Consider the following 14,725-nt stretch of genomic DNA (forward strand, 5'->3'; position numbering starts at 1 on the left):
GTCTGGCACGCGAGCGGTGCCGACATAGCAGAAGCGAAGAGGCCGCCTTTGCGGCGGCCTCCCGAGGACTATCCGGCGGTCACTCAGCGACCGTCGCCCGCCTCGCGTTCAAACGGCAGGGTCGTCGCCGCCAGATTGCGCCGAGTCTCGACCAACACCAGGGGGCCCTCGTCGAGAACCACAGCTGGCGGTCGCTCGCGCGGCAGGTGAATCGGCCTGGGCTCGGCGGCAATCGCTGCCCGCACCTGCGCAACGCGCTCGGCATCGGAATTGACCCATTGCAAGCCGGAACCCTCGGCAACCTGGGCCAGGTCTGCCAGGGGCAGTTCGAACGGCTGCACCTTCGGCAGGGCACGCCGGCCATTGGCTGTCGGCGCGGTGTTCGTCGACGCCGTTGCGGCTTCTGCGGCGAACGGTTCGATCGCAGGGCGCGCGGCCCGCTCGGCGCGACGTGGTGCCGCTGGCAGGTCGATAGGCGTGTCCACTGGCACCTGGGCGGCAGCGGATTCGGCCTCGATGCTGGTTGCCGGCTGGGCCGCGTCAAGCTCTTCGCCTTCGCGCGGTGCACGTTCGCGGCGGTCGCGGCCGTAGCGGTCGCGCGAGCGGCCCCGTCGTTCCTCGCCTTCGCGCCGTGGCGAGAAGTCGGCCGCAGCCTCCTGGCTCGCCTCGATGCCTTCCGGTGCCGCATCGGCCGTTTGGCCGGCTTGGCTGTCTGCACGGGCGGTACCTTCGTTGCCGCGCCGATCGCGCCGACCCTCGCCACGCGGCGCCCGCTCTTCTCGGGGTGCGCGTTCGGGGGCTGCGTCTGCCGTAGCGTTGTCACCTTGGAGTGCCTGCATGGGCGCTTCGCCGTTGTTGCGTTCACGCGCCTCGCCGTTGCGATCGCCGCGGTCGCGACGTTCGCCCCGGCCGCGCGGCGCGCGCTCGACCGGCGCCTGCGCATCATCGGCGCCGGTGTTGGTTGCCAGCAACTGATCCGGCATTGCTTCGGCGCCTTCCACGGTCACCGGGCGTTCGGTTTCGCGGCGTTCGCCGCGTCCGTTGCGACGTTCGCCTTCACGCGGGGCGCGACCTTCGCGCGCTTCACGTGGCTCACGCGGCTCGCGTGCTTCGCGTACCTGCGCGTCGTTGCGTGTCTCGGTGCTGCGTTCGCCGGTGCGGCGTTCGCCACCGCGTCCACCGCGGCGTTGCTCGCCGTCGCGTGCGCCGCGGCCTTCGCCACGCTCACCACGGTTGCCGCGACGCTGCTCGCCGTCGCGTGGACCCCGTGCTTCGCCGTCGCGTCCACCGCGGCCATCCCGCCGTGTCGGCTTCGGGGCTTCGACAGGAATGGCACTGGCAGGGGTGGCCGAGGGCGCTGGCGCCACAACGCCGCCGCCGAACAGGCTCTTGATGAAGCCGAAGAAGCCGCGTTCCGCCGGGGCAGGGGCCGCCACCGGTGCTGCGACGGGTGCTGGTGCTGCGGGCCTCGGCACCGGTTCAGGCTTGGCAGCCGCGACGGGTGCCGGTGCGTCCGGCAGTACACCCTTGATCACTGGCGTCTGCTTGTTCGTCGGCTCTTGCGAGCGACGGGTGACCGAGGTGGGGTCCTCGATCTCGTCGGCCATCTTGTAGCTGGCTTCGATGTGGTCGAGACGCGGATCGTCGTGCTTCAGGCGTTCGAGCTTGTAGTTCGGCGTCTCGAGCGTCTTGTTCGGCACCATCAGTACGGTGACGCGCTGCTTGAGCTCGATCTTGGCGATTTCGGGGCGCTTTTCGTTCAGCAGGAACGAGGCGACCTCCACGGGCACCTGGACGTGCACGGCGGCCGTGTTGTCCTTGAGACACTCCTCCTGAATGATCCGCAGGATCTGCAGGGCGCTCGATTCGGTGTCGCGGATGTGGCCCGAGCCGCCGCAACGGGGGCAGGGGATCGACGAGCCTTCCGACAGGGCCGGCTTCAGGCGCTGGCGGCTCATCTCCATCAGGCCGAACTTGCTGATCGAGCCGAACTGCACACGGGCGCGGTCTTGCCGCAGCGCGTCGCGCAGGCGGCTTTCGACCTCCCGGCGGTTCTTCGACTCGTCCATGTCGATGAAGTCGATGACGATCAGGCCGCCCAGGTCGCGCAGGCGCATCTGGCGGGCCACTTCGTCGGCGGCTTCGAGGTTGGTGCGGGTGGCGGTCTCTTCGATGTCGCCGCCCTTGATGGCGCGGGCCGAGTTCACGTCGATGGACACCAGCGCCTCGGTGTGGTCGATCACGATCGCGCCGCCGGAGGGCAGTTGCACCGTGCGGGCGTAGGCCGATTCGATCTGGTGCTCGATCTGGAAGCGGCTGAACAGCGCCGCGTCGTCGCGGTAGCGCTTCACGCGGGCGGCATGCTCGGGCATGACGTGCGCCATGAACTGCTGCGCCTGTTCGTAGATGTCGTCGGTGTCGATCAGGATGTCGCCGATGTCGTGATTGAAGTAATCACGGATAGCGCGGATGACGAGCGACGATTCCTGGTAGATCAGGAACGCGCCCTTGCCGCCCTTGGCGGCGCCGTCGATGGCGGTCCAGAGCTTGAGCAGGTAGTTCAGGTCCCACTGGAGTTCGGGTGCCGCGCGGCCGATGCCGGCGGTGCGCGCGATGATGCTCATGCCCTTCGGGTATTCGAGCTGGTCCATCGCTTCCTTGAGCTCGGCCCGGTCGTCGCCCTCGATGCGGCGCGAAACACCACCGCCGCGCGGGTTGTTCGGCATCAGCACGACATAGCGGCCGGCCAGCGAGACGAAGGTGGTCAGCGCCGCCCCCTTGTTGCCGCGCTCTTCCTTCTCGACCTGCACGACCAGTTCCTGGCCCTCGCGGATCGCGTCCTGGATGCGGGCCTGGCTGGCCGACACGCCTTCGGCGAAGTACTGCTTGGAGATTTCCTTGAACGGCAGGAAGCCGTGGCGGTCTTCGCCGTAGTCGACGAAACAGGCTTCGAGCGAGGGCTCGACGCGGGTCACGACCGCCTTGTAGATGTTGCCCTTGCGCTGTTCGCGCCCTTCGATCTCGATTTCGTAGTCGAGGAGCTTTTGCCCGTCGACGATGGCCAGGCGGCGTTCTTCGGCCTGCGTGGCATTGATCAGCATCCGCTTCATGATGCGTTGTCCTTGTATGTATCGTTCTACCGGCCCATGACGGGCCAACGATGCACGGACGACGCCTGCGAAACCAGGGAATTGCCGCTATACCCACACTGTTTGCCGGACGCCGCGCAAGCGCAGACGACCGCCGAGCGTCAGCTCAGGGACAGTGGAGGCGGGGGCGCATGGATGGGTGCGAGCCCGATGTGGTGTTGACGCGCCACGTTGTGGGTGGCTGGCTGCGCGACAGGGGTCGCGCGGGCCGCTGGAGATCCGATGCCGCGGGCCGCTGGCAACAGCCAGGTGGGCCAGCGCAGGCACAGTTGAATCAGCAGCATCAACACAAGAGAACTCGCTTCGATCCGCCGGCAGCTTGGAGCCTGCCGGCTGGGTATTCCGTATCGGTGTTTCGTGGGCGTCGGCTTGACTTGTGCGCCTGGCCTGCCACTTTGCGCTCTAGCGCGGGGTTTGCAGGCTCGAGCGCCAAAGCGGCATCGACCATCCAGCGCTTCTGACTGTGCTCTAAACTTCTGTTTAATCAAGCACTTACAAGACCGCGCTGGTGAAAAACATTATAGGTGCGAAGCCGGAGCCCGGCGCGTCCGAAGTCCGTTTTATGACGGTCGATGAAGAATCGGCCGGGCAGCGGCTGGACAACTTCCTGTTCCGACAGCTCAAGGGCGTGCCGAAGACGCACGTCTACCGGATCATCCGATCGGGCGAGGTCCGCATCAACAAGGGCCGGGCCCAGGCCGACTCCCGCATCGCGGCCGGCGACGTGCTTCGGCTGCCGCCGGTGCGGGTGGCAGCGCGTTCGGAAGAGGGGGCCACGCCTCCCGCGCCCGCCCGCGAATTCCCCCTCATATATGAAGACGACGCGCTGCTCGCCATCGACAAGCCCGCCGGCGTGGCGGTTCATGGCGGCAGCGGCGTGAGTTTCGGCGTCATCGAGCAGCTGCGCACCGCCCGACCGCAGGCGCGATTTCTCGAACTGGTGCACCGGCTCGACCGCGAAACTTCCGGCATCCTCCTGGTCGCCAAGAAGCGCAGCGCGCTCACGGCACTGCAGGATCAGTTTCGCGAGCGCGAAACCGGCAAGACCTACCTGGCGCTGGTCGAGAGCGCTTGGCCCGCCAACAAGAAGGTGCTGGATGCGCCCTTGGCGAAGTACCTGCTACCCGACGGGGAGCGCCGCGTGCGCGTCGTCGCCAAGGACCATCCCGACGCGATGCATGCCATCACGCTGGTCCGGGTGCTGGCGTCGGTCACGCTGCCCGGCGACGCGACGCCGATGTCGCTGCTGGCCGTGACCATCAAGACCGGGCGGACGCACCAGATTCGAGTGCACCTGGCCTCCGCCGGGCACCCGATCGCCGGCGATGACAAGTACGGCCAGTTCGAACGCAACCGGACCTTGCAGAAGTGCGGGCTCAAGCGCATGTTCCTGCATGCGTGGCGGCTGCAGTTCAACCACCCCGCGACCGGCGAGCGCATGGCGCTTCAGGCCAATCTGCCGCCGGAACTCGCCGTCCTGATGCCGCAGGCTGCCACGGCCGCCTTGACTCTCCCGTTTTCGACACCCGCCCCATGACCGAATCTTCTCCGCGCCGCTTCGACCTGATCGTGTTCGATTGGGACGGCACCCTCTACGACTCCACGCGGCTCATTGCGCGCTGCATCCAGGCGGCAGTGGTCGACGTCGGCGGCGCCAAGCCGAACGAACGCGACGCTGCCTGGGTGATCGGGCTGGGCTTGGCCGAAGCGCTGGCACGCGCGGCCCCCGACGTGCCGCGCGAAAAATATTCCGAGCTGGGCGCGCGCTACCGTTACCACTACCTGCAGCACCAGGACGACGTCGTGCTGTTCGACGGCGTGCTGCCGATGCTCGACGCGCTCAAGGCGCGCGGCCATCTGCTGGCCGTCGCGACGGGCAAGTCGCGGCGCGGCTTGAACGAAGCCCTGGCCGGCGCACCGATGCGCCACCGCTTCGACGGCTCCCGCACGGCGGACGAGACCCACGGCAAGCCGCATCCACGCATGCTGCTCGAGTTGATGGAGGAACTGGACGTGACGCCCGAACGGACGCTGATGATCGGCGACACCACGCACGATCTCCAACTCGCGATCAACGCCGGCTGCGCCAGCGTGGGCGTGAGCTACGGCGCACACGAACCGGAGAGCTTTGGGGTCCTGACTCCCTTGCACATCGCCCATTCGGTCGACGACCTGGCCGCCTGGCTGCGCCTCAATGCCTGAGTCAGCCGGCGCCCGCAGTTGCAGACATTCGACATGACCGACACCATTGCCCTGTGCAACTCGTCCGACCTGATGGAAGGCGGCCTGGCCGTGCCTTTCGACGTCGTCCACGCGGGCGAAACCTGCCGTGCCTTTGCGATCCGCTTCGAGGGGCAGGCCCACGCATACCTCAACCGCTGCAGCCATGTCGCGATGGAGATGGACTATCAGCCGGACCGCTTCTTCGACGACACCGGCCAGTGGCTGTTGTGCGCCACCCACGGCGCCGTGTACCGCCCGGACACCGGTGCCTGCGAGGGCGGACCGTGCCGCGGCGGCCTGGTGAAAATCTCGCTGACCGAGAGAGACGGCGTCGTGCACTGGCATACTGACTGGAACCTCCAGCCGATCGCTTTCTAGGCACACCCCACCCTCCGAAACCCCGTCGGTCGCCTTGTGCAAGGCCGCCGCCCCGCCCGACATGACCGATCCCACCCGCACGGAACCCCAGGGTTTCGAGCCTTTCGAACGTCCCGCCCCGATTTCGGGTGCGCCATCTGCGACCACCATGTCCAAGAACGATCCGACCTCTCAGCCCGGCTGGGAGCGTGCCACGCTTGAAAAACTGGCGTTCGCGTCGCTGCGAGAGCAGCGCACGACACGCCGCTGGAAGACCTTCGTGAGGCTGTCATGGCTGGCCTTCTTCGTGTTTCTCGTCTGGCTCGCCCTGTCGCGGGGCGCGCCGAGCGCCGCCACCACCACCGCCCACACCGCCGTGGTCGAGATCAAGGGCGAGATCGCCAACGGGTCCGACGCCAGCGCCGAATTCGTGGTCGCGGCCATGAAGACCGCCTTCGAAGACGCTGGCGCCAAGGGCGTGGTCTTGCTCATCAACTCGCCCGGCGGCAGCCCGGTGCAGGCGGGCATCATCCACGACGAGATCCGCCGCCTGAAGGCCAAGCACAACAAGCCGGTGTACGCTGTGGTCGAGGAGACCTGCGCCTCCGCGGCCTACTACATCGCCGCCGCCACCGACAAGATCTATGTCGACAAGGCGAGCATCGTCGGCAGCATCGGCGTGCTGATGGACGGCTTCGGCTTCACCGGCACGATGGAGAAGCTCGGCGTGGAGCGCCGCTTGCTGACGGCCGGGGAAAACAAGGGTTTCCTCGACCCTTTCAGCCCGATGAGCGACGCCCAGCGGGCGCATGCACAGCAGATGCTCAACCAGATCCACGCCCAGTTCATCGACGTCGTGAAGAAGGGCCGGGGCGAGCGTCTCAAGTCCGATACGCCCGGCCTGTTCAGCGGCTTGTTCTGGGACGGCCAGCGCGCGGTCGAACTGGGCTTGGCCGATCAACTGGGCAATGTCGATTTCGTTGCCCGCGAAGTGATCAAGGCCGAAGAGGTTATCGACTACACCCGTCGCGACAACGTGGCCGAAAAGCTGGCCAAGAAGTTCGGCGCCGCGATGGGCGATGCGTCGATGCGCGCGCTGCGCAGCGTTCCGGCGCTGCGCTGAGGCGCGTCGCCTCAGCGCCCGATCGCAAAGACGGCTGGCAGGCGGTCGTCCGCCGTCGGTGCACGGGCTCGCCAGGCTTTCACGGTTTCGCTGCGCACTTCCGCTGTGGCCAGCGTCAGACCGCGCGCCACCGCCAGCCGTGTGTTGTGCTGCAGGGTTTGCGTGAGCGCCTGCAGCAGGGCGGCATTGCGATAGGGGGTTTCGATGAAAAGCTGCGTCTGGCCGCTGCGCAGCGCCAGCGCCTCGAGCTCCCGGATTCGCTGGCCGCGGGCGGCGGCTTCCTGCGGCAGGTAGCCGACGAAAGCGAAGTTCTGTCCGTTCAAGCCGCTCGCCGCCAGGGCTAGCAGCAGCGACACCGGCCCGGTCAGCGGCACCACGGCGATGCCGAGATCGTGCGCGGCCCGTGCAACGGACGAGCCCGGATCGGCCACGGCCGGCATGCCCGCTTCACTGAGCAGTCCGATGTCATGCCCCGCGAGTGCTGCCGCGAGCAAGGGGCGGGCATCGAACTGGCCGGTGTGGTCGCCCTTCTTGTGAACTTCGCGGGGCAGTTCCTGAATCTGCTGAGCCTGCAGCGGTTCGGCCAGGGGGACGATCGCGTCGATCCGCTTGAGGTAGGCGCGGGCCGACTTGGCGTTTTCGCAGATCCAGTGCGTGATGCGTGCTGCCGCTTGTAGCGTGCCGAGCGGCAGCGCGTCCTGCAACGGCGCCTGGAGCTCGCAGCCGAAATCCAGCGGGGCAGGCACCAAGTACAGCTTGCCGCGGGCGCCGTCCGGCGCAGCGTCGGCAAAAGTCCCGGCGCTCACAGCAAGTCCACGCCGGCGGCGCGCAGCATGCGGCAGGTGCGGATCAGGGGCAGCCCGATCAGTGCGGTCGGGTCGTCGCTGTCGATGGCGTCGAGCAGGGCAATGCCCAGGCCCTCGCTCTTGGCGCTTCCTGCGCAGTCGTAAGGCGCCTCGGCAAGCAGATAGCTTTCGATCGCCTCGTCGCTGAGGGGGCGGAACACCACGCGCACCGGCGCCACGTCGTGCGCGCTGAAGCCGGTCGCTGCGCACACGACGGCAACGGCGGTCTGGAACACCAAGGTCTGGCCCCGCATGCGCCGGAGTTGCGCAGTGGCGCGCGCATGGTCGCCCGGTTTGCCGAGCGGCTCGCCCTGCAGGTCGGCGACCTGGTCGGAACCGATCACCACCGCCTCGGGAAATTGCGCTGCCACGGCATGCGCCTTGGCCAGCGCCAGTCGCTGAGCGAGCGCCGGCGGCGTCTCTCCGGCCAGCGGCGTTTCGTCCACGTCCGGGGGCTGCACCTCGAAGGGCAGCCGCAGGCGTTCCAGGAGTTCGCGGCGGTAGCGGGAGGTCGAGGCAAGGATCAGCGTACGTGGCATGGGCGCAATTGTGCGCGAGCGGTTTAGACTGGCCGGAATGAACAGAGAATTTGTAACGTCACGGCTCGATGTGACCGCCTTTGCAACCGCCGCGGCCGCCTTGACCGGCAACGCGCCGGCGCCCGAGTTCCAGCGCTTGAGCGCCGAGCTGGCAGAGCCTGCACCGCAGGCCCACGTGTCGTGGGAAGTGCGCGGCGAACTCCGCGCTGGCAGCGAGGGCGTCATGGCGCCGTGGTTGCATCTGAAGGTCGATACGGTCCTTCCCTTCGTCTGCCAGCGTTGCCTGACGCCGGTGCAACTCCCGCTGACCGTCGACCGATCGTTCCGCTTCGCTGCCGACGAGGCAACGGCGGCCTTGGAGGACGAGTCGTCCGAGGAAGATGTTCTCGCTGCCGAGCGGGACTTCGACCTGCTGGGCCTGATCGAAGACGAATTGCTCATGGAGGTCCCGGTCACGCCGCGGCACGAGGTGTGCCCGGTTCCGGTTCAGCTGTCGGCGGTCGACCCCGACTTCGAGCAGGCCGAGGAGACGGCGGCAAAGCCCTTTGCCGTGCTCGGCGCGCTGCGTGGACGCAAGACCGACTGAGTGTTCGGCTCGGTGGTAGCGCCCGTGGATGGTCCGCGCTATAATCGTGGGCTTCGCGCGCGCCGCCATCGGTCAAGCAGCCTCCGGGCCTCGATTCGATGCCGCCCCGCATGCCCACCACCCAACCGAATTCCAGGAGCCATCATGGCCGTCCAGCAAAACAAGAAGTCGCCTTCCAAGCGCGGCATGCACCGTTCGCACAATGCGCTGACCGTGCCCGGCATCGCCGTCGAGCCCACGACGGGCGAGACGCACCTGCGTCACCACATCAGCCCCACCGGCTTCTACCGTGGCCGCAAGGTTCTGAAGACCAAGTCCGAGTCCTGATCTCCTGATTCAAGGCCGAGGCCCGAAGCTACTTCTGCCGTAGCGTCGGGCCTTTGTTTTGATGGTCATTTCTCCTTCTCTCGCTCCTGCCCCTTCCGCAATCACGCTGGCCGTGGATTGCATGGGTGGCGACCATGGCCCGCGCGTCACGCTGCCGGCCTGCTTGGCCTTTCTGGAGCGGCATCCCGAGGCTCGCTTGTGCCTGGTCGGCCAGCTTGAGGCGCTGAAGCACTTCTCGCACCCTCGCGCGACGGTGGTGGGTGCGACCGAGGTCGTCGCCATGGACGACCCGATCGAGATCGCCTTGCGCAAGAAGAAAGACTCTTCGATGCGTGTCGCGATCCAGCAGGTCAAGGATGACTGTGCCCAGGCGGCTATTTCTGCCGGCAACACGGGCGCTTTGATGGCGATCGCGCGCTATCTGTTGAAGACGCTGGAAGGCATCGATCGGCCGGCAATCGCGCCGCAACTGCCCAACAGCAAAGGCGGGGCGACAACGGTGCTGGACCTGGGCGCCAACGTCGACTGCGATGCCGAAGACCTCTTGCAGTTCGCCGTCCTCGGCTCTGCGCTCGTGTCCGCGCTCACGGGCAACGAGTCGCCCACCGTTGGCCTGCTCAACGTCGGTGAAGAGGCGATCAAGGGCAGCGAAACGATCAAGAAAGCAAGCCAACTGCTGCGAGCGGCCGCCAAGTCCAAGGATTTGAACTTCTACGGCAATGTCGAAGGCAACGACATTTTCAAAGGCACCACGGACATCGTCGTTTGTGACGGCTTTGTTGGTAACGTGACGCTGAAAGCGACCGAAGGTGTGGCGGCAATGATTGTCGACTTCCTGCGCTTCGAGTACTCGAATGGACTCTTCAGCAAATTTGCTGCGATCGTTTCCTATCCGGTTCTAAAAGCGCTCAAAAAGCGACTGGATCATCGCCGTTACAACGGGGCTGCACTTTTGGGGCTGCGCGGACTGGTCTTCAAGAGCCATGGGTCGGCGGACGAGGTGGCGTTCGGTTACGCCTTGGATCGCGCTTATGATGCCGCTCGCAACAACCTGCTCGACCGCGTGCGAGCCCGCATCGCCCACGCCGCGCCACTGCTCGCGCGGACGAATCCGGCGGCGCCGGCCGATGCGCCCTCGCTCCACGTCTGATGACCCCTTTCTCCCGTATCACCGGCACCGGCAGTTACCTGCCGCCGCGGCGCGTCACGAATGACGAACTCGCGCGCGACTTGGCAACGCGCGGCATTGAAACCTCCGATCAGTGGATCGTCGAACGGACCGGCATCCGGGCACGTCATTTCGCTGAACCCGACGTGACCAGCAGCGATCTGGCCCTCGAAGCCGCTCGGCGCGCCCTGGAAGCCTCCGGTCGCAAGGCGGAGGATGTCGACCTGATCGTGGTCGCGACCTCGACGCCGGACATGGTGTTCCCGTCGTCGGCTGCCATCCTGCAGCACAAGTTGGGCATCGCCGGCTGCCCGGCCTTCGATGTGCAGGCCGTCTGCAGCGGCTTCGTCTACGCACTCACGATCGCCGACGCGATGATCAAGACGGGCAGCGCGCGCTGCGCGCTGGTGGTGGGTGCCGAAGTGTTCTCGCGCATCCTCGACTTCAATGACCGCACCACCTGCGTGCTGTTCGGTGACGGCGCGGGGGCGGTGGTGCTCGAAGCCAGCGATACGCCCGGCATTCTGGCGAGCGACCTGCATGCCGACGGCAAGCACGTCGGCATCCTGTGCGTGCCCGGCCAGGTGTCGGGCGGCAAGGTGCTGGGCACCCCGCTGCTGCACATGGACGGGCAGGCTGTCTTCAAGCTGGCGGTCCGCGTGCTGGAGGATGCGGCCCGCGCGACGCTCGCCAAGGCGGGCAAGACCGAGGCCGACATCGACTGGCTCATTCCGCACCAGGCGAACATCCGCATCATGGAAGGCACTGCGAAGAAGCTGAAGCTGCCGCGCGAGAAACTGGTGGTGACGGTGCACGACCACGGCAACACCTCGGCGGCCTCGATCCCGCTGGCCCTCGACGACGCGGTGCGCAGCGGCAAGATCCGGCAAGGGGAAACCGTCATGCTCGAAGGTGTGGGCGGCGGATTCACCTGGGGCGCGGTGCTCCTGACCCTGTGAGCATCGGGGGCGCGCGGCAAGCGGCCCCGGAGATTCGCATTCCAGAGACAAGAGAGACCATGACTTCCTTCGCATTCGTATTTCCCGGCCAAGGCTCGCAGGCCGTCGGTATGCTCGACGCCTGGGCAGGCCATCCCGCGGTGGTGGAAACCCTGCGGGAGGCTTCGGCGGCGCTTGATGAAGACCTGACTGAACTGATTCACAGCGGGCCGAAAGAGGCGCTTGCGCTCACCACCAACACACAGCCGGTGATGTTGGTGGCGGGGGTGGCCGCCTGGCGTGCCTGGTTGGCCGAGGGCGGTGCGACACCCGACATCGTGGCCGGACATTCGCTCGGCGAATACTCTGCACTCGTGGCCGCAGGCGTGCTGACGCTGGCGCAAGCGGCGCCGCTGGTGCGTTTCCGGGCCCAGGCGATGCAGCAGGCCGTGCCGGTCGGCACCGGTGCCATGGCCGCGGTGCTGGGCATGGATGCCGCCAAGGTGATCGCCGGCTGCGCCGAGGTCACGGCGAGCTTCGGTGCAGACAGCCGCGAGTGCGTCGAAGCCGTCAATTTCAACGATCCCATGCAGACGGTGATCGCCGGGAGCAAGGCTGCGGTCGACAAGGCTTGCGAAGTGCTCAAGGCGAGCGGCGCGAAGCGGGCACTGCTGTTGCCGGTGTCGGCGCCTTTCCATTCGAGCCTGATGCGACCGGCGGCGGAGGCCCTGCGCGAGAAGCTCGCATCGGTCGATTTCGCGGCGCCACGCATTCCGGTGCTGAACAACATCGACGTCGCGGTGGAAACCGCCGCGGACCGCATCCGCGACGCGCTGGTGCGGCAGGCGGCGGGCCCGGTGCGCTGGGTCGAAAGCGTGGAAGCCTTGAAGGCCCGCGGCGTCGGCGCGATCGTGGAATGCGGGCCAGGCCGCATTCTCTCCGGCATGGTCAAGCGCATCGCGCCCGACATTGTCACGGCGACCGTCTACGATCCGGCGACGCTCGCCGATACCCGGCAACTGCTGAACACCCCATGAGCACCATCAAATTCGAAGGGCAGATCGCTCTCGTGACCGGCGCGTCGCGCGGCATCGGCGCGGCCATCGCGCTGGAACTCGCCCACCGCGGCCTGAAGGTCATCGGCACCGGAACCACGGAAGAGGGTGCCCAGAAGATCACCGCAGCACTCAGCGCCTTCGATGGCCGCGGCCGCGCACTGGACGTGAACGACGGCGCCGCGCTCGAGGCGCTGGTCGACGAGATCGTCAAGACCTATGGCGGACTGCACGTCGTGGTGAACAACGCCGGCATCACCCGCGACATGCTGGCCATGCGCCTGAAGGACGACGACTGGGATGCGGTGCTCGACACCAACCTCAAGGCCGTCTTCCGCCTGTCGCGCGCGGCCATCCGGCCGATGATGAAGCAGCGCTACGGCCGCATCGTCAGCATCACCAGCGTGGTGGGCGCTTCCGGCAATGCCGGGCAGGCCAACTACGCAGCCGCGAAGGCCGGCGTCGCCGGCATGACGCGAGCGCTCGCGCGCGAACTCGGCAGCCGGAACATCACCGTCAACTGCGTCGCGCCGGGCTTCATCGAGACCGACATGACCGCGAGCCTTCCGGAAGCGCAGCAGCAGGCGCTGTTGTCGCAGATTCCGCTCGGGCATCTGGGCAAACCGGCCGACATCGCCCATGCGGTGGCGTACCTTGCTTCGCCTCAGGCCGGCTACGTGACGGGGCAGGAACTGCACGTCAACGGCGGCATGCACATGTAAGCGGCCGACCCAATTCGTTTCTGTCCGGCCGGTGGGGCAAACGCCCATGGCCGGCCGGCTAAAATCCACCGATTCTTTACAAACCCTCAGAGGGAACCAAATGAGCGATATCGAAGCACGTGTCAAGAAAATCATCGCCGAGCAGCTCGGCGTGGAAGAGTCCCAAGTCACCAACGAAAAGGCCTTCGTGGCGGATCTGGGTGCCGACTCGCTCGACACGGTGGAACTGGTGATGGCGCTCGAAGACGAGTTTGGCATCGAGATCCCTGACGAAGACGCAGAGAAGATCACGACGGTGCAGAACGCCGTCGACTACGCCTCCAAGAATCAAAAGGCCTGATCGGCCGCGCATCGGACGCCGATCCCGGTCCGCGGCGCATTCGCGCCGCGTGCACCGCAAGACGGCTTCGGTGCTTCCCCAGAAAGGTTTGCCGGCATGACCAAACGCCGCGTCGTGGTGACCGGACTCGGTTGCATCGCTCCTGTCGGAAACACGGTGTCTGACGCCTGGTCCAACCTGTTGGCCGGGAAGTCGGGCATCGCTAACATCACCGCATTCGATGCAAGCGCCTTCGCCTGCAAGTTTGCTGGTGAGGTCAAGGGTTTCGACATCACCCAGTACATCTCGGAGAAGGAAGCGCGCCACATGGACCGCTTCATTCATCTGGGCTTTGCCGCCGCCATCCAGGCGGTGCAGGACAGCGGGCTGCCCATCGGCAGCGACCTGTCCTATGACGATGCCGTGCGCATCGGTTGCAATATCGGCTCGGGCATCGGCGGGCTGCCGATGATCGAAGAGACGCACGGTGAATACACGAACCGCGGCCCGCGCCGCATTTCGCCGTTCTTCGTGCCGGCCTCGATCATCAACATGATCTCGGGCCACGTGTCGATCAAGTTCGGCTTCAAGGGGCCGAACATCGCTGTCGTGACGGCGTGTACCACCGGGTTGCATGCCATCGGCACCTCGGCGCGCATGATCGAGTACGGCGACGCCGACGTGATGATCGCTGGCGGTGCGGAATCCACGATTTCGCCGCTCGGCATCGGCGGCTTCACCGCGCCGCGGGCGCTGAGCACCCGCAACGACGATCCAGCCACCGCGTCGCGGCCCTGGGACAAGGACCGCGACGGCTTCGTGCTGGGCGAGGGCGCCGGCGTGCTGGTGCTCGAGGAGTACGAACGTGCCAAGGCGCGCGGTGCCAAGATCTATGCGGAAGTCTCGGGCTTCGGCCTCACAGGCGACGCGTATCACATGACCGCGCCCGATGTCGACGGCCCTCGCCGTTCGATGGTGATGGCACTGGCCAACGCCGGTGTCAATGCCGATGAGGTGCAGTACCTCAACGCGCACGGCACCTCGACCCAGATCGGCGACGTCAACGAGACGAATGCCGTCAAGCTCGCCTTCGGCGATCACGCGAAGAAACTGGTCGTGAATTCGACCAAGTCGATGACCGGTCATCTTCTGGGGGGTGCTGGCGGGATCGAGTCGGTGTTCACCGTGCTCGCGCTGCACCATCAGAAGAGCCCGCCGACGATCAACATCTTCAATCAGGATCCGGAGTGCGATCTCGACTACTGCGCCAACGAGGCGCGGGACATGAAGATCGACGTTGCGGTGAAGAACAACTTCGGCTTCGGCGGCACCAACGGTACGCTGGTGTTCAAGCGCGCTTGACGCCAATCGCAG

General features: G+C 66.6%; 15 protein-coding genes. 12 read left to right on the forward strand and 3 right to left on the reverse strand.

Annotated elements, in window-relative coordinates; translation table 11 throughout:
- Nucleotides 1-83: 83 nt before the first annotated feature.
- Nucleotides 84-3,110 (reverse strand): Rne/Rng family ribonuclease, encoded by a 3,027-nt coding sequence (locus tag ACSFBE_RS08470; RefSeq protein WP_435489932.1) that lies wholly within the window; start codon nucleotides 3,108-3,110, stop codon nucleotides 84-86.
- Between the two features lie 547 nt (nucleotides 3,111-3,657).
- Between ACSFBE_RS08470 and ACSFBE_RS08475 the strand changes: the two genes are divergently transcribed.
- From ACSFBE_RS08475 to ACSFBE_RS08490, 4 genes are all read left to right on the forward strand, one after another.
- Nucleotides 3,658-4,686 carry an RluA family pseudouridine synthase gene (locus tag ACSFBE_RS08475; RefSeq protein ID WP_435489933.1) on the forward strand — a complete coding sequence of 343 codons (1,029 nt, stop codon included), beginning with the start codon at nucleotides 3,658-3,660 and terminating at the stop codon, nucleotides 4,684-4,686.
- Nucleotides 4,683-5,351, forward strand: coding sequence for an HAD family hydrolase (locus tag ACSFBE_RS08480; protein WP_435489934.1), 669 nt, complete (start codon nucleotides 4,683-4,685; stop codon nucleotides 5,349-5,351). The genes ACSFBE_RS08475 and ACSFBE_RS08480 overlap by 4 nt, the downstream gene beginning before the upstream one ends.
- A gap of 33 nt (nucleotides 5,352-5,384) precedes the next feature.
- Nucleotides 5,385-5,750, forward strand: a complete 366-nt coding sequence (locus ACSFBE_RS08485) for a Rieske (2Fe-2S) protein (RefSeq protein WP_435489935.1) — start codon at nucleotides 5,385-5,387, stop codon at nucleotides 5,748-5,750.
- 61 nt (nucleotides 5,751-5,811) lie between these two features.
- A complete protein-coding gene (locus ACSFBE_RS08490; RefSeq protein WP_435489936.1) occupies nucleotides 5,812-6,852 on the forward strand; it encodes a S49 family peptidase in 1,041 nt (346 codons plus the stop codon).
- Between the two features lie 11 nt (nucleotides 6,853-6,863).
- Here the strand turns inward: ACSFBE_RS08490 and ACSFBE_RS08495 are convergent, their stop codons facing one another.
- Together ACSFBE_RS08495 and ACSFBE_RS08500 are read right to left on the reverse strand one after the other, a co-directional pair.
- Complete coding sequence (locus ACSFBE_RS08495) at nucleotides 6,864-7,658, reverse strand: SAM-dependent methyltransferase (RefSeq protein WP_435489937.1); 795 nt, start codon at nucleotides 7,656-7,658, stop codon at nucleotides 6,864-6,866.
- Entirely contained in the window at nucleotides 7,655-8,236 is a 582-nt protein-coding gene (locus tag ACSFBE_RS08500; protein ID WP_435489938.1) for a Maf family nucleotide pyrophosphatase, read from the reverse strand. The genes ACSFBE_RS08495 and ACSFBE_RS08500 overlap by 4 nt, the downstream gene beginning before the upstream one ends.
- A gap of 37 nt (nucleotides 8,237-8,273) precedes the next feature.
- Between ACSFBE_RS08500 and ACSFBE_RS08505 the strand changes: the two genes are divergently transcribed.
- From ACSFBE_RS08505 to fabF, 8 genes are all read left to right on the forward strand, one after another.
- Complete coding sequence (locus ACSFBE_RS08505) at nucleotides 8,274-8,822, forward strand: YceD family protein (RefSeq protein WP_435490008.1); 549 nt, start codon at nucleotides 8,274-8,276, stop codon at nucleotides 8,820-8,822.
- 144 nt (nucleotides 8,823-8,966) lie between these two features.
- Nucleotides 8,967-9,149, forward strand: coding sequence for a 50S ribosomal protein L32 (gene rpmF / locus ACSFBE_RS08510; RefSeq protein ID WP_435489939.1), 183 nt, complete (start codon nucleotides 8,967-8,969; stop codon nucleotides 9,147-9,149).
- Nucleotides 9,150-9,210: 61 nt separating this feature from the next.
- The gene (plsX, locus tag ACSFBE_RS08515; protein WP_435489940.1) at nucleotides 9,211-10,299 is read left to right on the forward strand and encodes a phosphate acyltransferase PlsX; all 1,089 of its coding nucleotides are present in this window, start codon (nucleotides 9,211-9,213) and stop codon (nucleotides 10,297-10,299) included.
- A complete protein-coding gene (locus tag ACSFBE_RS08520) occupies nucleotides 10,299-11,276 on the forward strand; it encodes a beta-ketoacyl-ACP synthase III (protein WP_435489941.1) in 978 nt (325 codons plus the stop codon). Before plsX ends, ACSFBE_RS08520 begins: the two co-directional genes overlap by 1 nt.
- Nucleotides 11,277-11,335: 59 nt before the next feature.
- Nucleotides 11,336-12,292, forward strand: a complete 957-nt coding sequence (gene fabD / locus ACSFBE_RS08525; RefSeq protein WP_435489942.1) for an ACP S-malonyltransferase — start codon at nucleotides 11,336-11,338, stop codon at nucleotides 12,290-12,292.
- On the forward strand, nucleotides 12,289-13,032 hold the full coding sequence (gene fabG / locus ACSFBE_RS08530; protein ID WP_435489943.1) for a 3-oxoacyl-ACP reductase FabG: 744 nt from the start codon (nucleotides 12,289-12,291) through the stop codon (nucleotides 13,030-13,032). The genes fabD and fabG overlap by 4 nt, the downstream gene beginning before the upstream one ends.
- A 100-nt stretch (nucleotides 13,033-13,132) precedes the next feature.
- Nucleotides 13,133-13,372, forward strand: coding sequence for an acyl carrier protein (acpP, locus tag ACSFBE_RS08535; protein ID WP_140843300.1), 240 nt, complete (start codon nucleotides 13,133-13,135; stop codon nucleotides 13,370-13,372).
- Between the two features lie 96 nt (nucleotides 13,373-13,468).
- The gene (gene fabF, locus ACSFBE_RS08540; RefSeq protein WP_435489944.1) at nucleotides 13,469-14,713 is read left to right on the forward strand and encodes a beta-ketoacyl-ACP synthase II; all 1,245 of its coding nucleotides are present in this window, start codon (nucleotides 13,469-13,471) and stop codon (nucleotides 14,711-14,713) included.
- Nucleotides 14,714-14,725 lie beyond the last annotated feature (12 nt).

Origin of the sequence: Variovorax sucrosi (assembly GCF_051216635.1) — a bacterium.
GTDB lineage: Bacteria > Pseudomonadota > Gammaproteobacteria > Burkholderiales > Burkholderiaceae_C > Variovorax.